Source organism: Alteribacillus sp. JSM 102045 (assembly GCF_041949975.1).
Classification (GTDB): domain Bacteria; phylum Bacillota; class Bacilli; order Bacillales; family Marinococcaceae; genus Alteribacillus.
In genome coordinates, this window is sequence record NZ_JBHFQG010000027.1 from 1 (window position 1) to 15,287 (window position 15,287).

Consider the following 15,287-nt stretch of genomic DNA (forward strand, 5'->3'; position numbering starts at 1 on the left):
GAGCCTGGGAGCCATGGAATCCAATCAGCGTCATGTCTCCTTTCGAATGAAAAAAAGAGGCATGCATTGGAGTGCTAAGGGCGGTGAATCCATGGTAAAAATCAAGCAAGGGATATGCAATCAAACGCTTCGGGAAGCTTATCTTAAGCATCAACCTAGAAGTACAAGGCAGCAGCGAGAACTCAGAAAGATCGTGCGCATGACAGAGCATTTGCGCCAGCCTACGCATCCTTCCATTGGGGTAAAAGAAGGATCTGTGGCTCTGTACACCGCCCATTCCACCGCCATGGGAAAGTTAATGAAAAGCTTTCAATGATACCTCCATTTTTTCGGAAGCTTCGAAAGAAGGTTCCGAAAAAGTGGAGGCCACCAAGCGAAGCGCGGTAGCTGGTTTTAAAGCGTACAAAAATAGAGTGCTAAAAATAGTGGTGTTATAACCATGTCGAGAAAAACTTGACGCATACTATATTTGTCCATTGTTTGACAATCTCTCAAACCACTGATAAATTAGTTATTGTTATGATCTAGCCCTAGTAGCTCAGAGGAAGAGCAACAGCCTCCTAAGCTGTAGGTCACAGGTTCGAATCCTGTCTAGGGCGCCATTTTCAATAAGTTCCGTCTACATTCTGCAACCATGATGATTTTGGGTTTCATCTTCACCTTTGTTTATTGCAATAATGGCATCCCAGTTTTCTTGGATTTTCCTCTCTATTCATAACCATTATTCTTTCAGTCTCCTTATTATTTTTCTCAAGTAATACTTATCTTAACTATAAAAAGGGAATACAATAATAAAAACAGAATAATAAACGATGGTTTTAAAAAAGGAGATTTTAATAGGATGTTTGTGCGCTGAATCTTTTTTTGAGCATTTAACCGGTAGCATTTAACCGGTTACCACTTCGATTTCTCTGTGATTTCTCGGTCTGCGACAACACTTGAAGCCTTGCATCCAGCTCAACACAAGTTAAAAGGCTACTCACGGGATCATCCCCCTTTTTTAAAGAGCTATTCCCATATATTATCACCAAAACTGTGTAAGAACCACTTTAGTTTAATAGTCACACCCCGTTGCAACTGACTGGCAAATGAACAGACTTCTTAAACCACATGCCGGATCTCATCTCTTCAGAACTGTGTATTGTTCAACTCCTTGTTGCCGAGGCATTGGCAACGCGTATTTATGATATGCGCAAAGATTATCTCGTATTAATACATGGTGACAAGTTTCAGCTGAATCATAGATTGGAGGGAATCTAGAAAAAGACTAGGACATTCATCTTTATGCTTGGGGCAAATGAAAAGAAATTGCACGAATGAAAAAAAGAGAACAAACTGTTCCAGAAACTATTTTACGAAATTAAACAAAAATTTCATAAAGACTGGAACAGTTATTTTAAAATTAGGTTAGGGAAGAAACCTAGATACATAGTTACGGATGCTGCACGCATGCTTTAGAAAGGAAACGTTTATTTTGCATTCCCTAATGGTCCAGATCATTAAACGTAAACTATTTTAATCGATAAAGTATATACTTCGGTTGCTGAAGAAAATATTTTTTCAAATCATTGAGGGTGAGGGGGCAAGGAACCACTAAGAGAATTTCTGCCATTTATACTGTGAAAATATAAAGCTGACACGCCACTAAAGAATATTACTTGAAACCACTGAAGACATATGCATAATTTCTATCATCATTCACAGGTGCTTCCTTCTCACCTGGTCAATGGCTTTGTTAGCTGATGAACTGGTACAAATAACGCTCTATTGACCCATGATGTGAAACAAAATTGGGATTAACTACCTTCGTTACGTGGGTAAAATGTTTCGTTTATTTCCCATGATTCAACCATTTGCCGGGCTGCTATAGGACCATATCCCATACCCATAAGATACGTAATTGCAGCTACTTCTCGTAAAGCGTGAGCATAGGAAGTATATTTAGCTTCTTTTAAACCATATTGAACAATGGGCTCAACGGTTTTCAAAACCATTTGTTTTAATTGGTGAGGATTATGATAAGGGTTTTGATCCATATGATAAGGATTCTGATTCATGTGATAAGGGTTTTGATCCATATGATAGGGATTCTGATTCATGTGATAAGGGTTTTGATCCATATGATAAGGATTCTGATTCATGTGATAAGGGTTTTGATCCATATGATAAGGATTCTGATTCATGTGATAAGGGTTTTGGTCCATATGATAAGGATTCTGATTTGTGTGATAAGGAAAATTGTGATTCATTAAAGATCACCTCTGCTTGATTTTAAAAATTCCATCTCACTATATGTGTCATTTGTCTATGTATTCACGGCTGGTGCCTAGAAAAGAAATAATTTTCAACAATGACCTAAAGTAAAGCGATACAAGAAGGTGATCCCTGTTTTAGTAAAAAAGAAGATATTTAGTTTAAAATTATTTAGGCAATATTATTCAGAAGGAAAGGTGCATAGGTTATATTGTAATTAAAAGAAAACCAGCTCTTAGAAGGGCTGGTTTTAAAAAATTATTTAATAATATGTGTATTTAGCTCAGAGTCTTTAATGTAAGCTTGTGGCAGCAAGATTTTCTCAAAATCAAAAGGTTTAAGTTCTTCGTTTTGTTTAATACGATTTGGAAAGTCAGGGTTAGCTAACGCACTGGTACCAAGTGAAACAAGGTCCGATTCTCCTTCTTCAATAACGTTTTCAGCTGTTTCTGGATCTCCAAGCTTTCCATTCGCGATAATAGGAAGTTTACTATATTTTTTTGCAGCTTTAGCTAATGTCATGGTCCCTTCCCCAAATGCAGGAGCTGTCGCATCACCATGGGTTACGTGAATATAGTTGATTGAAGTTTGATCAAGTTGGGAAAAAATATTTTCGGCAGATGTTTCACCTTCTTCCCATTTGTGATCAGGATCAGAAACTTTAATTTGTGAAATTCGAATTCCTACCACAAAATCTTCACCTACTGCTTTACGAACACTTTCAATAACTTCTAGAATGAGACGAAGTCGATTCTCTAAGCTTCCGCCATATTGGTCCTCTCTTTTGTTGAGATAGTCGGTTAGAAACTGATCAAGGAGATACCCATTTGCCCCATGTATTTCTACACCGTCAAAGCCAGCTTCTTTAGCGTGAATTGCTGCATTTTGAAATGCTTTCTTCACATCTAAAATATTTTGCTGGGTCATTTCTTTTGGAGTTGGAAATGGGCCCGACCCTCCATAAAAACCTAACTGTTCCCCTTTTGGTGATACCGCTGACGGAGCAATAGTTTCTTTTGTATAAATGTTTCCTTGGCCTTGCCCGCCAGCATGCATAAGTTGTGCGATAAACATAGCACCATGTTGATGAACAGCATTTACTACAGGTTTCCATGTTTGTACATGTGTTTTATTCGCAAGCCCCGGTTGGTTATAGTATCCCTGGCTGTAACTTTCGTCTAAATATAAACCTTCCGAGATGACAGCACTGAAGCCTCCTTCAGCATACCGTTCATAGTAATGCTTCATTCGGTCAGTTGCTCTTCCATCTTCTTCCGCGCTGACACGAGTCATAGGTGCGACAACGAGACGGTTTTTTAATGTTTTATTTCCTAATGTAATATTTGAAAATAATTTATTAAATGGCAAATACCTTCATCCTTTCTTTCCGAAGTAAACAAGTTCAATCATAAAATTACTTTCTCCAAATATCAAACAATTAACTCAAACGAGTTGAATTTTTTATCTATATTAAACACATCAATATTTTTTAAAACACTGGTTTCAATACTGTCTAGGATTATGTAACTCTTAAAAGGGAAGTTCTTTGATTTTTATCTTTTATTTATAAAATAAGCGTTATTAACTATTGTTTTGGGTACAATGATTAAGTGGCAATGGATCTAATAAGCTCCCATGAAAGTGTTCGAGATTAGGCATTCCACACAAAACTAATTTAGGGAACCCATGTTTCTTCAGGAGGGAGGAACTTATGAAGAAAAAACACCGTTTAACGTTAGGTCTGGTACCTGCTCCTGAATGACCTGAAGACATAGCATACCGTTTGGCGGAAGAACTTCCTTCTCTTCTGGAAAATTATGTAGATGATCGAATGGAATGGGCAGTGGAGATAGTTACGGATCCATTTATCGATGTAGCAGGGGAGTCAGCTAAGATTATTGAGGAAACAAAACAATGTAAACATCAGCAAGGCTGGAATTATGCTCTTTGTATAACTGACCTATCTGTGTTTACGGGAAAACATCTGGTGGTAGCAGACCAGCGTTGGCAATCAAGTTGCATTTATATCTATGCCCTCGTTAGGAGCTCTGCCAATTCTTCGGAGGATTCGGGAAGCTGTTCTACAGCTGGTAAATGAAATGCATAATGGAAGCTCAGAGTCAGACAGGGATCGTCAAGAATTTAAGGTCAGACAAAAAAAGAAAAAAGGAGAAAACCTTCGTGGACAAGGAGCAAGACAGCTAATGGGCTTACGCTTCTCCGAACGGCTTTCTCCTATTCGGAGAATCACCTTCTCTGATAAAAATGGAAATATTGATGTACGATTTTTTTTTGCTACCTTAAATGTAAGAGGTCATTTTCGGTTATTATCTGGAATGGTTCTTGCCAATCGACCTTGGACTATTTTTCCTTCATTTAAGCGAGTGGTAGCTGTTGCTTTTGCTACAGGTGCCTATGGATTAATATTTCCGACTCTTTGGGTATTAAGTAGTTATTTTGGTTTGCCGCGTTTTTTAGCATTAATGGTTACAGCAATGGGCGCTATGGTTATGTGGATTATTGTTGCACACTCATTATGGGAAAAACCTTCTCAGACAGATTCACCGTACTTAGTGCGATTATACAACACAACTACTGTACTAACGCTGTTTTACTATGTATTGCTTTTCATCCTCTTTCTTTTAGTAGTAGTCATTTTCGTTCCTGTAAGTTTACTGCAGGCAAACATTGAATCACCGGTAAATCTGCTCCATTATATTCGTTTAGCATGGCTGGCATGTTCGTTAGCAACCTTGGCAGGAGCCCTGGGAGCTGGTTTGGAAAGTGAGGAGACAGTACTTAAAGCTACTTATGGCTATCTGCAAAGGCTAAGAAATGAAAATACTTAAAAAATCAGCATAGTTTTAATAAATGAGATCATTGTAGAGCAGGATTTCCTTCTGTTCTTTATTATTTAACGTCTGTATCTTCTTGAAAAAGGGAAGACTATAATGGGTGATACATATGAAAGCAAACGAGAATGATTATAATAAATACAGCGAAGCTATTGATAAAATTCAGGAAGGTAACAATGCCATGATTGAACTGTTTAATGAGTTAGAAGATGATGACCCATTGATTCGTTTTGGCGATGATGTGATGGAAAATATCGAAAAAGCAAAGAAGAAGTTTGGAGATGAAATGGTGGATGAGAAAATTAATACCGTAGTACGGGAAATGCTTTCCTGGCTGGACCTTGATGACGTGGAATGAAAAATCAACATTGACTTAAAAATCACTTTGTCCTCCGCTTTATAGGAAGTTCTCTCATCAAGAGCAATTTATTGTCGAGAGTATCACCACTCCAATATCAGGCCTGTACCTCAAAAATCGGAATATACCCATATCTCCCCTAAAGAGCGTCAAAACCCCTGGAAATTAAAGTAAAACCGGAGAAAACATAAATTCGAGAATGCAGTTCATAAATCAGAAAAAGTGGTTAGAAAAGTTAGATCTGAAAATCGAAAAAATTCTGCTGTACAAATAGTGATTTTGCATTAAAACAACAATATAATAGGTAAAGGAATGACATAAACAAGGCGGACTTTCTATGCAAACTATAGTTAAAAGAAGTCTCAAATACCGTCGAGTTCAAATTTTTCTTGGTTTGGTCAGCTTCGTTTTCCTTATTGTATCGGCTGTTTCTATTTATGGGGCGTTCAAACCTCTTCCAGACGGGGTTTCTTATGAAGGGGAACCTCATGCTGCAGAAAAAATAGAATTTTTATATGATTTAACCTATGAAGGAGAAGATGGTTTAAATCGTGATCAAGTCATTTTTGACAAGTTTCATAACATAATAGACGAAGCAGAAGAATTCGTAATAGTGGATATGTTTTTATTTAATGACGATTACGATCGTACCATGGAGTTCCCGTCATTGTCGCAGGAAGTGACGAATACACTTATTCAAAAAAAGCAGTCCCGCCCGGACATGACAATGATTGTGATGATGGACCGCATTAATACGTTTTACGGTTCATACTCAACTGATCTTTTGAATGAATTAAAAGAAAATGATATCCATGTTTTTTTCTCTAATTTAAAGCCATTAAGAGATTCCAACCCCGTGTATTCAGGCGTCTACAGGACATTCTTCCAATGGTTTGGAACGGAAGGAAACGGTTGGCTTCCGAATGCTTTTAGCCCTGATGCTCCTGACGTCACGCTGCGCTCTTATTTGGAATTACTTAACTTTAAAGCCAATCACCGAAAAACGGTGGTGACCGAAAAGAAAGGCATGGTTATGTCTGCTAATCCTCATGACGCAAGCGCCTATCATTCAAACGTCGGTTTTGTATTGGAAGGGGATATACTTCAGGATATGATTGAAACCGAAAAAACAGTGGCGGTAATGTCTGGAGCTGAAAAAGAGCTATTTCATTCTCTCCAGGCCGACGACGCCCAGGGTTCTGTAGATAAAGACAATTATAAAGTACAGTTATTAACAGAGGGAAAAATAAAGAAGCATTTATTGCAAGAAATAAAAGACACAAAAAAAGGTGAAGCCATCATAATGGGGGCTTTTTATCTATCTGATCGTGATGTTATTAGTGCCTTAATGGAAGCATCCGAAAATGGAGCAAAAGTGAATTTGCTTTTAGATGCAAATAAGGACGCATTCGGCCGAGAAAAAAATGGTATACCTAATCGAACTGTGGCGCACGAACTTGTTGCTAAAACAAATGGAAAAGTTAATGTGCGCTGGTATCGCACCAATGGAGAACAGTATCATACAAAAATGGTTCTTTTTGAACACGGCGAATTTAGTACTTTAATAGGCGGATCTGCAAACTATACAAAAAGAAATCTTCACGATTTAAACTTAGAAACAAATGTGAAAATAACTGGTGAATCAAGCACAAAGGTTATGAAAGACGCGGCAGAATACTTTAATACTTTATGGAAAAATGAGGACTACACCTATACAGAAAGCTTTGAAACGTATGCGGATGACTCCCGTTTTTCTTACATTTTATATCGGTTTCAAGAATGGAGCGGAATGTCAGGGTTTTAAATAAAACATTTCAGGGTTTATGATAAGTATAAAGATTTTAGGGGGGATAAAGGGTGAAACAGCAAGTAAATGGGATACTGATAGAGCTGCTGACAGGAGATATAGCAAGCCAGGGTGACGTGGCAGCAGTTGTGAATGCAGCAAACGCGGAGCTGAAGACAGGAGGCGGTGTTGCTGGTGCTCTGCACCGGGCAGCAGGTCCTGAGTTAGCAGAAGCCGGCAGGCCTATGGCACCTATTCAACCAGGACAGGCTGTTATAACTGAAGCATATAATCTGCCTAATGACTATGTTATTCATTGTCTTGGACCAGTGTATGGGGTAGACAAACCTGAAGATTCTTTACTGCGGCAATGCTATGAAAATGCGATAAAGCTGGCAGAAGAGAATAAAATTAAAAGTATTGCGTTTCCTTCTATTTCTTATCCAGTAGAAAAAGCAGCAGGTACTGCTATAGAGGAAGTAGTACATCAAACTAAATATCTGAAATACCTTGAAACCATTCGTTTTGTACTCTTTAGTGAAAGCGATAAGGAAGTATATGAAAAAGCTCTTTCTAAAATTGTTTCGTAGGAAGGAAGGTAAAAACAGCTTGTAGAGTACAGGCTGTTTTTATTTTGGAATGTTTAACTGCATCTTTATTATTAGAGTGCTACGATAAAGAAAACGATAACTTGGAGATGATATTCATTAAGACGGCAGTAGAATAACCATATGTGAGGAGGCAGGATAATGAAGAATGTGATAGCAGGTAAAACACTCGAAGGTTGGCTGAACGCTTATCCACTTTTAGAAAATCTCATAGAAACAGAAGAAGTGTTTTGGAAAAATGAACGGAAACAATCGTTTGATAAAGGGAAAAAAACGTTATCCATTTCATTAAAAGATATCAATGAAGCTGAAGATAGATTCCAGCGTTTCGCTCCTTACATAAGAGAGGTGTTTCTTGAGACGGAGGATACTAAAGGGATTATCGAATCTCCCCTTCGAGCTGTACCAAAAATGAAAAAGCAGCTGGAAGGCTTGTATAAGAAGAGCCTTTCAGGAGAGCTGCTGTTAAAATGCGATCACGAATTAGCAGCTGCCGGGTCAATTAAAGCACGGGGTGGCTTTCATGAAGTCCTAAAGCATGCAGAAACCCTTGCTTTAAAAAACGGTTTCATCACCAAAAATGATAATTATCGAGCGTTTGCTAATCTTGAATTTAAAGAATTATTTAAGAACCATTCCATAATTGTGGGTTCAACGGGAAACTTAGGACTTAGCATCGGCATTATCGGTACTGCACTTGGCTTTCGTGTTACCGTTCATATGTCAGCGGATGCGAGACAATGGAAAAAGGATTTACTAAGGGAGAAAGGAGCCGTTGTCATTGAGCACGCTGATGATTATGGTTTGGCGGTAGCAGAAGGTCGAAAAGAAGCAGAGAAAGACCCATCAAGTTATTTCGTAGATGATGAAAATTCATTAGATTTATTTTTAGGGTATGCTGTTGCGGCCAGGCGACTAAAAACTCAATTGGACGAAAAGAATATCGTTATTAACGAAGATCGCCCTTTGTTTGTATATTTGCCATGCGGAGTCGGAGGGGGTCCAGGGGGAGTTGCTTTCGGATTAAAGCTTTTGTTTCAAGATAATGTTCATTGTTTTTTTGCTGAACCAACGCATTCTCCGTCTATGTTAATCGGAATGATGACAAAAAAACATGATAAGCTTTCTGTGCAAGATTTTGGTATAGATAACAAGACAGCAGCAGATGGTCTTGCTGTAGGTAGACCGTCAGCTTTTGTGGGGCAAATGCTGGCTCCTTTTTTAAGCGGCATTTATACCGTAAGCGATAATTATCTTTTTCTAATGTTGAGGCATTTAGCTGATTCTGAAAAGATATTTCTTGAACCTTCTGCTCTGGCAGGAATGCCTGGTCCTTTTAAAAGTTTAGATGACCATGGATTTCCTATAGATAATGCTGTGTATATTGTTTGGGCAACGGGCGGCAGTATGGTTCCTAAAAGTGAAATGGAGGATTATTATAATAGGAGCTTGAAATAGAAACGAAGGTGAGACAGATGAAAAATATTATAGCTATCGGCGCCGGAGCAGCTATAGGTACATATTTGCGTTACTTCTTAAACCTGCAAACTCTCTCCGTTGGATACCCAATCGGCACTTTTATAGAAAATTTAGCAGGGAGTCTTTTGTTAGGATTGTTGTCGGGTTATTTTGTGGCTATGAAGCCAAAAGAATGGGTAAAGGCAGGGCTGGAAATCGGGCTATGCGGCGGTTTTACAACCTTCTCCACCTTTGTATCTGATACGGTGTGGCTCTATCTAGATCAAAATCTCTGGCAGTCTCTATTATATGTGGTAACGACGGTAACAGGCGGTATTTTGTTAGCGTTTGTTGGGTTTTCTCTTGGTCATAAGACTGGCAAAAAAAAGATACTGCAAAAACGAGTGGGGACACAGCAATGATTGCCATGTATTTAACTATTGGGGGAGCTGCTGGTGCTATTTGCCGTTACTTATTAGGAAAATTTATGGTGAAGTTTCAGTCTCATTTTACATTTCCGATTGGTATGTTAACTGTAAATATAAGTGGAGCTTTAGGACTTGGCTTGTTTTTTGGGCTGACATATGGCGAAATTCCACTCGGTACTTACGAAGAACCTTCATTTGCATTAATTGGAATCGGGTTTTTTGGAGCCTTTACCACTTTTTCCACATTCAGCATGGAAACCATTCAATTACTCGAACAGCATAAATATAAACCGTTAGTGTATTATATTCTTCTTTCATTAGGAGGATCTCTTGTATTTTTTCTGATTGGTCTGCTGCTCTTTTCATTTGAACCTTTCTTATAACTATGTAAAAAGACCCCTAATTTGGGTCTTTTTGTTGTTAAAGAAAAGCTTTTTTTAAGAATATGCTTTTGTGTTTTTTTCCAATATGGTACTTGCTACGTACTTATGGAAGAACCATTCTCCTGCTCCAATAAGGAGAGCAGATATATAAAAGCTAAAAAGAATGGGACCAGTTCATTTAAAACGAGGGACCGATCAACCAAATGACCAGTGTACATAACCCAATGTCGGCAAGGGTAGAAAACCAATTATTGGTGGCCTTTAGAATAAACATATCTCCCACGATATAAGCAGCCCCTACAACGATTAATGACAAACCTATTGTATTCCACGCCGGATACCCATTTGCTAAAGATAAAACTACGAGAAGGACAAATAATATTAGTGCAGTTTTAATGACTAAAGCTGTTACATGATTCATTTTCCCACTCCTATCTTTTATGAAAACACATTTTTTGTTTTGTAATATTTTGTCACATATTCAAGAAAAAAAAGAAACCTTTTAAATTTAAACCGGATATGCTTTTTTGATTTCATACGTATAAATTCATTCTTCTACAGCAAACTATTGGCAGATAGCGGGGAGGTCTTTCCTGTGAGAAGAATAAATCGAATAAACCGCTCTTCTAAAAAATCAGACAATAATCCCTATGAACAAATGCCAACCATCTCCTTGTTTGAAGCAGCAATAGAAACTTTAGAGAATTGTGCAGATCTAAAAAGCTACAGTTTAATAAATAAACATCTTCACTTTTTATATTTTGAACATTTGATTGATGAAGAATCTTTAGAACGGGAAATCTTGTCTCCTTTAGAGTTTTTGCCTATAGAAGAAGTTCATCCATACTTACAAAACGCTCAATTTGAAAAAATAGACAATAGTGAAGATCTTGTTGAAAAAATAATGGAAGGGTTTGTTGCTGTTTTTTATCAACAAACAGAAGCCTGGGTTATCAATATGTACGGTCCTGAAGTAAGGTCTATCAGACCATCTGAAACAGAGACCACCATTGTAGGTAATCATGACGCATTTATAGAATCACTCTATATAAACCTGTCTCTTATACGGAGAAGGCTGAAAAGTCCTAAATTAAAAGTCAGGAAGTTTATGGTTGGAGAAATATCACGCAGTGAAGTAGTTCTTATGTATATTGACGGATTAGTTGATGAAGATCTACTGCAAAATCTCATAGAAAAAATTAAAGAGGTTGAAATAGATATTGTTATCGATTCTCCTATGTTTGTACAGCTTATTGATGACCATCCATACTCTTTTTTTCCGCAATTTTTAACGACGGAACGACCGGACATAGTAATATCGAATTTAAGTCAAGGGAAAATAGCAGGGATGGTAGAAAACAGTCCGGTATCTTTTATTTCTCCAACCAATTTTTTCGACTTTTTTCACTCTCCTGACGACTTAAGCCAGCGGTGGCTGGTAGGCTCTGCTACGAGACTTATGAGACTGCTCGCTTTTTTAATTACTCTGACGTTTACTGCTTTTTATGTGGCTGTTACAACTTTTCATTACGAAATGATACCACAGAGCTTATTGATTTCTTTAGCAGAGTCTCGTAACAGAGTGCCTTTTTCTCCCTTAATTGAAGCTTTAATGATGGAAGTGACGATTGAATTATTAAGAGAAGCAGGAGCAAGGCTGCCGACAAAAATCGGGCAAACGATTGGTATAGTTGGAGGTATCGTGATAGGGCAGGCTGCAGTACAGGCTGGGTTAGTGAGTAATACATTAATTATTGCTGTGGCTATCTCAGCAATTGCTTCCTTTGTTATGCCTAGTTATATGCTAAGTGCCGCTTTGAGAGTTGCAAGGTTTGGATTAATCGTATTAGCTGGAATACTTGGTAATTTCGGTCTTGTTATTGGTGTTACGTTATTGCTTATTCATTTGAGTACGTTAAGCAACATTTCTACACCATATTTTAATCCTCTTGTGCCTCTGCATCCTAAAGACTTAGCGAGTGCTATGCTAAGACTGCCGTATTGGAAATACAGCGAAAGAACTACACAAGCACTGTCGCGAAACAAAAGAAACAATAAAACGTCAGGAAGAAGGTACGTATGAAGAGCTATGAAACAGAAAAACTGCACCCTATTCATCTAATATTTCTCACATATATGCTGCAGTCATCTGTTGTGCTTTTCAGTCTTCCGCGCGCCATTTCGGAAGTATACGGCACAAATGGCTGGATCATTCTATTCCTGTACAGCGGAGTGGCTATGTTCAATATATTTCTTTTTCAGATTGTTTATAGAAAGGGAGATGGAAAACCTGTATTTGAAATCATCAATAGGGCGGTGCCGGCATTCTTCAAATACCCTTTATATGCAGCATTAGCTGTTATATGGGCGCTTGTTGCAGTGATAGTCGCGAAACAATATATCTTTGTCATTCAAATCATTTCTTTTCCTACTACACCTTCATATTACTTACTAAGCATGTTTTTATTGCTTCCATTTCTTTTATTACTGCATCCTGTTTACAAAATAGTGAGGGTGTCTTCTGTTTTTTTTATTTTAGCGGGAATTACTATTTTGCTGACTGTATTCGTATGGCATGAATTTTCTCTAGAGCGTCTGACTCCTTTTTTATTTAGAGAAGCCGATACCCCTCAAGATTGGATGGGAATGATAGACATTTACAGCGGGTTTCTTGGGTATGAAGTTTGTCTTCTATTAATTCCTTATATTACAAAGCATTCTCATTTATTCAAATCGTTTTATATAGGGAACGGTTTTACTACTTTCGTGTATATTTATACTGTTGTGTTATGTTTTGGCTTTTATAGTTTTGAGCAATTAAAACACGTATTATATCCTACTTTGCATTTCTTTAGTTATATTGAATTTCCGTTTTTAATTAGAGTGGAAAATTTAGTGTACAGTTTGTTTTTAGTAAAAGCGCTTGTAACAATAACATTCTTTTATTGGATGAGCAGTGAAGCGGCACAGCAAATAGTAAAAATAAAAAAGCTTTCTTTCTTGCATTTAAGCATAATTTGTTTATCTGTTCTTATAACTTTTCCTTTTAACACCAGACAGGAAATGGAGCAGGCTATTTCATGGGTAGGAAAGGCAGAAATGGCAGCAGCTTTTTTACTTCCCTTACTGCTTCTTTTATTGCTGCGATTAAAAAGGAAGGTGGCGTCGTGAAAAAGCTTTTTGTTTTTCTAATTACGGTTGTTTTAATAGGATGCAATGACCAGCATATTGTGGAGGACGTCGGCTTTGTACAAGCTCTTGGAATGGATAAGACAGAGAAAGAAGATAAATTTTTAGTCTCTGCGATTGTTCCTCAAATTGAACCAGACGCGGAAAATGAGCGTGAATTTTTAACTACTGTTTCGGACAGTGATAAAGAGGCCACGTTAAGTTTATCACGTCAGTCTAACCGAGAAATTGAAAACGGTCAGTTGCGAAACGTTCTTTTTGGGAAAGAAGCTGCAATGAAAGGAATAGCTGAACAAATTAAAACAATGAACCGTGATCCTATTTTCGGAACAAGGGTAAAAGTAAGTGTTGTAAATGGTCAAGCATATGAATTATTAAGTAAACCATATACCCAGCACCCCCAGGTCAGTGTTTATTTAGATGCTCTCCTTGAAAAAGAATCTAAATTACAAATGACTGCAGAAACAAGACTGCATCAAATTACAAGGGACTTATTTGAAGAGGGAATTGATCCTATAGCGCCTGTAATCAAGATCGGAGGCGATAAAATAGTCTTAGATGGGATTGCTTTATTTGATGACGACAAATATGTAGATAAAATAAATCCAGTAGACGCTAGAATATTTTTCTTTCTTCATGGGAGTTTTAGTGCAGGGGCGGTACATTTAAAATTGGATGAAAAGGTAAACGGGGGAAAAGTACAGCTGCTGTTTGACTCGATTCGAAATAAAAGAAATGTAAAAGTGAAAAAAGCTGCTAGCCCTGAAAATATAAAAATAGACGTAGAAATAAATATAAAAGGTGCTTTATTAGAGTATAACGGTCCGCTTGATATTACAAAAAACCAAGATTTACGAACACTCGAAAAGCAATTAGGCAAATCGGTGGAAAAACGGGCTGAAGACATTATTCAAAAGTTACAAGCAAAACAAGTGGACAGCCTCGGAATAGGAAAAAAAGTTAGAAATAGTCTTTCTTATGACCAATGGAACAGATTGGATTGGCAGGAGATTTACCCAAATATAGACATAGTACCTCATGTAAAAGCAGAAATAAATGACATCGGCGTTTATAGCTAATACGCGTTTGTACCAATTTTCTATTCCGCCTAGTAAATTATAGTTGTATCACCACACTAGGTTCCTTCCATTTCCATATAATTTATAGAAATGAAAAAAAGGAGGGTGAGAATGATGCAACAAAACCCTAAATTAACACAGATGTTAGTCCGGAGACTGCTGAAAAAACATGGTATAGACTATAAATCCATTGATTTGTCAGAAGAAGAAAAAGAACAGTTAAGAGAAGTAATAAAGGAGATAGAAGAAAACGTTGAAAACTTTCTAGAGAAGCAGTATACGACAACGCATACCGAAAAAAAGGAAACAAACGAAAAATAAAATTAAACGAATCTACTAAGCAGTCTGTCTAATCTGTATAGGTTTTCTTGCATAGGGTATTAAAGAAGGGAGGGACCAAAGATATGGCAAAAAGAAGCCCCGAAAGACGCTGGGATGCTCTTGATCCTTCGGTAAACCATGCTGATTGTAATTCATCTAGAAGAAGGAGAAGAACTCAGTCTGGAGAACAAAGCAACAAAACGGTACAACAATCTGAAGAATATATTAAAATTTTAGATTCTTGTGACGTGACAGTGGAAATGACAGAAACAAAAGCAGCATTAAGTCTGCAGGCTGGTTTGCAAGCCGTTATTTTAATCCTGGTTACTATCACTATTGGAGACTCTGAAAAAGCCGATAGATTTACACAAGATTTGATTCAAACTGCTAAAATAAAACAATTGACGTACCAGCATATTTTAGTAGAAAACAGCAGAGAGGTGACCATAGAAAAAGTTGACACGCAGCTGGCAGCAAATATTCAATTGCTATTACAGTTGTTGATTGCTGTAGCCATCGTTGTTGATATCTTTTAATTAAGGGATGAATTAGGGGGGGGCGGAAAAACA

Annotated in this window: 17 protein-coding genes, 1 tRNA gene and 1 pseudogene; 15 read left to right on the forward strand and 4 right to left on the reverse strand. The window is 37.5% G+C overall.

Annotated features, from left to right (window positions below; genetic code table 11):
• Both ACE1TI_RS15870 and ACE1TI_RS15875 read left to right on the forward strand, forming a co-directional pair.
• A pseudogene (locus tag ACE1TI_RS15870) lies at positions 1–316 on the forward strand (ISLre2 family transposase); the annotation flags it as partial.
• Positions 317–527: 211 nt separating this feature from the next.
• Positions 528–602: transfer RNA gene (locus ACE1TI_RS15875), tRNA-Arg, on the forward strand.
• A 1,194-nt stretch (positions 603–1,796) separates the two neighbouring features.
• Here ACE1TI_RS15875 and ACE1TI_RS15885 read toward each other — a convergent pair.
• Positions 1,797–2,249, reverse strand: a complete 453-nt coding sequence (locus ACE1TI_RS15885; protein ID WP_375008539.1) for a hypothetical protein — start codon at positions 2,247–2,249, stop codon at positions 1,797–1,799.
• A gap of 262 nt (positions 2,250–2,511) precedes the next feature.
• Positions 2,512–3,621, reverse strand: a complete 1,110-nt coding sequence (locus ACE1TI_RS15890; RefSeq protein WP_375008540.1) for an oxidoreductase — start codon at positions 3,619–3,621, stop codon at positions 2,512–2,514.
• A gap of 415 nt (positions 3,622–4,036) precedes the next feature.
• Here ACE1TI_RS15890 and ACE1TI_RS15895 point away from each other — a divergent pair, with 415 nt between their 5' ends.
• The 8 genes from ACE1TI_RS15895 (at position 4,037) to crcB (ending at position 10,129) form a co-directional block, all read left to right on the forward strand.
• Complete coding sequence (locus ACE1TI_RS15895; RefSeq protein ID WP_375008541.1) at positions 4,037–4,351, forward strand: hypothetical protein; 315 nt, start codon at positions 4,037–4,039, stop codon at positions 4,349–4,351.
• Position 4,352: 1 nt separating this feature from the next.
• On the forward strand, positions 4,353–5,102 hold the full coding sequence (locus tag ACE1TI_RS15900) for a hypothetical protein (RefSeq protein WP_375008542.1): 750 nt from the start codon (positions 4,353–4,355) through the stop codon (positions 5,100–5,102).
• Between the two features lie 115 nt (positions 5,103–5,217).
• The gene (locus tag ACE1TI_RS15905; protein ID WP_375008543.1) at positions 5,218–5,466 is read left to right on the forward strand and encodes an atypical membrane-integrating protein (Mistic protein); all 249 of its coding nucleotides are present in this window, start codon (positions 5,218–5,220) and stop codon (positions 5,464–5,466) included.
• Between the two features lie 337 nt (positions 5,467–5,803).
• Positions 5,804–7,270, forward strand: a complete 1,467-nt coding sequence (locus ACE1TI_RS15910) for a phospholipase D family protein (protein ID WP_375008544.1) — start codon at positions 5,804–5,806, stop codon at positions 7,268–7,270.
• A gap of 53 nt (positions 7,271–7,323) precedes the next feature.
• On the forward strand, positions 7,324–7,842 hold the full coding sequence (locus ACE1TI_RS15915; protein WP_375008545.1) for a macro domain-containing protein: 519 nt from the start codon (positions 7,324–7,326) through the stop codon (positions 7,840–7,842).
• A gap of 159 nt (positions 7,843–8,001) precedes the next feature.
• Complete coding sequence (locus ACE1TI_RS15920) at positions 8,002–9,318, forward strand: D-serine ammonia-lyase (protein ID WP_375008546.1); 1,317 nt, start codon at positions 8,002–8,004, stop codon at positions 9,316–9,318.
• Positions 9,319–9,335: 17 nt separating this feature from the next.
• The gene (locus ACE1TI_RS15925; protein ID WP_375008547.1) at positions 9,336–9,740 is read left to right on the forward strand and encodes a fluoride efflux transporter FluC; all 405 of its coding nucleotides are present in this window, start codon (positions 9,336–9,338) and stop codon (positions 9,738–9,740) included.
• Positions 9,737–10,129, forward strand: coding sequence for a fluoride efflux transporter CrcB (gene crcB / locus ACE1TI_RS15930; protein ID WP_375008548.1), 393 nt, complete (start codon positions 9,737–9,739; stop codon positions 10,127–10,129). Before ACE1TI_RS15925 ends, crcB begins: the two co-directional genes overlap by 4 nt.
• A 54-nt stretch (positions 10,130–10,183) precedes the next feature.
• Here crcB and ACE1TI_RS15935 read toward each other — a convergent pair whose 3' ends face one another.
• The gene (locus tag ACE1TI_RS15935) at positions 10,184–10,294 is read right to left on the reverse strand and encodes a hypothetical protein (RefSeq protein ID WP_375008587.1); all 111 of its coding nucleotides are present in this window, start codon (positions 10,292–10,294) and stop codon (positions 10,184–10,186) included.
• Between the two features lie 13 nt (positions 10,295–10,307).
• Positions 10,308–10,550, reverse strand: a complete 243-nt coding sequence (locus ACE1TI_RS15940; protein ID WP_375008549.1) for a DUF2512 family protein — start codon at positions 10,548–10,550, stop codon at positions 10,308–10,310.
• A gap of 174 nt (positions 10,551–10,724) precedes the next feature.
• Between ACE1TI_RS15940 and ACE1TI_RS15945 the strand changes: the two genes are divergently transcribed.
• From ACE1TI_RS15945 to ACE1TI_RS15965, 5 genes are all read left to right on the forward strand, one after another.
• On the forward strand, positions 10,725–12,212 hold the full coding sequence (locus ACE1TI_RS15945) for a spore germination protein (RefSeq protein ID WP_375008550.1): 1,488 nt from the start codon (positions 10,725–10,727) through the stop codon (positions 12,210–12,212).
• On the forward strand, positions 12,209–13,300 hold the full coding sequence (locus tag ACE1TI_RS15950; protein ID WP_375008551.1) for a GerAB/ArcD/ProY family transporter: 1,092 nt from the start codon (positions 12,209–12,211) through the stop codon (positions 13,298–13,300). Before ACE1TI_RS15945 ends, ACE1TI_RS15950 begins: the two co-directional genes overlap by 4 nt.
• On the forward strand, positions 13,210–14,397 hold the full coding sequence (locus ACE1TI_RS15955; RefSeq protein WP_375008552.1) for a Ger(x)C family spore germination protein: 1,188 nt from the start codon (positions 13,210–13,212) through the stop codon (positions 14,395–14,397). The genes ACE1TI_RS15950 and ACE1TI_RS15955 overlap by 91 nt, the downstream gene beginning before the upstream one ends.
• 111 nt (positions 14,398–14,508) lie before the next feature.
• Positions 14,509–14,718, forward strand: a complete 210-nt coding sequence (locus ACE1TI_RS15960) for a thioredoxin domain-containing protein (RefSeq protein ID WP_375008553.1) — start codon at positions 14,509–14,511, stop codon at positions 14,716–14,718.
• An 83-nt stretch (positions 14,719–14,801) separates the two neighbouring features.
• On the forward strand, positions 14,802–15,254 hold the full coding sequence (locus tag ACE1TI_RS15965) for a spore coat protein (RefSeq protein ID WP_375008554.1): 453 nt from the start codon (positions 14,802–14,804) through the stop codon (positions 15,252–15,254).
• The last annotated feature ends 33 nt before the right edge of the window (positions 15,255–15,287 follow it).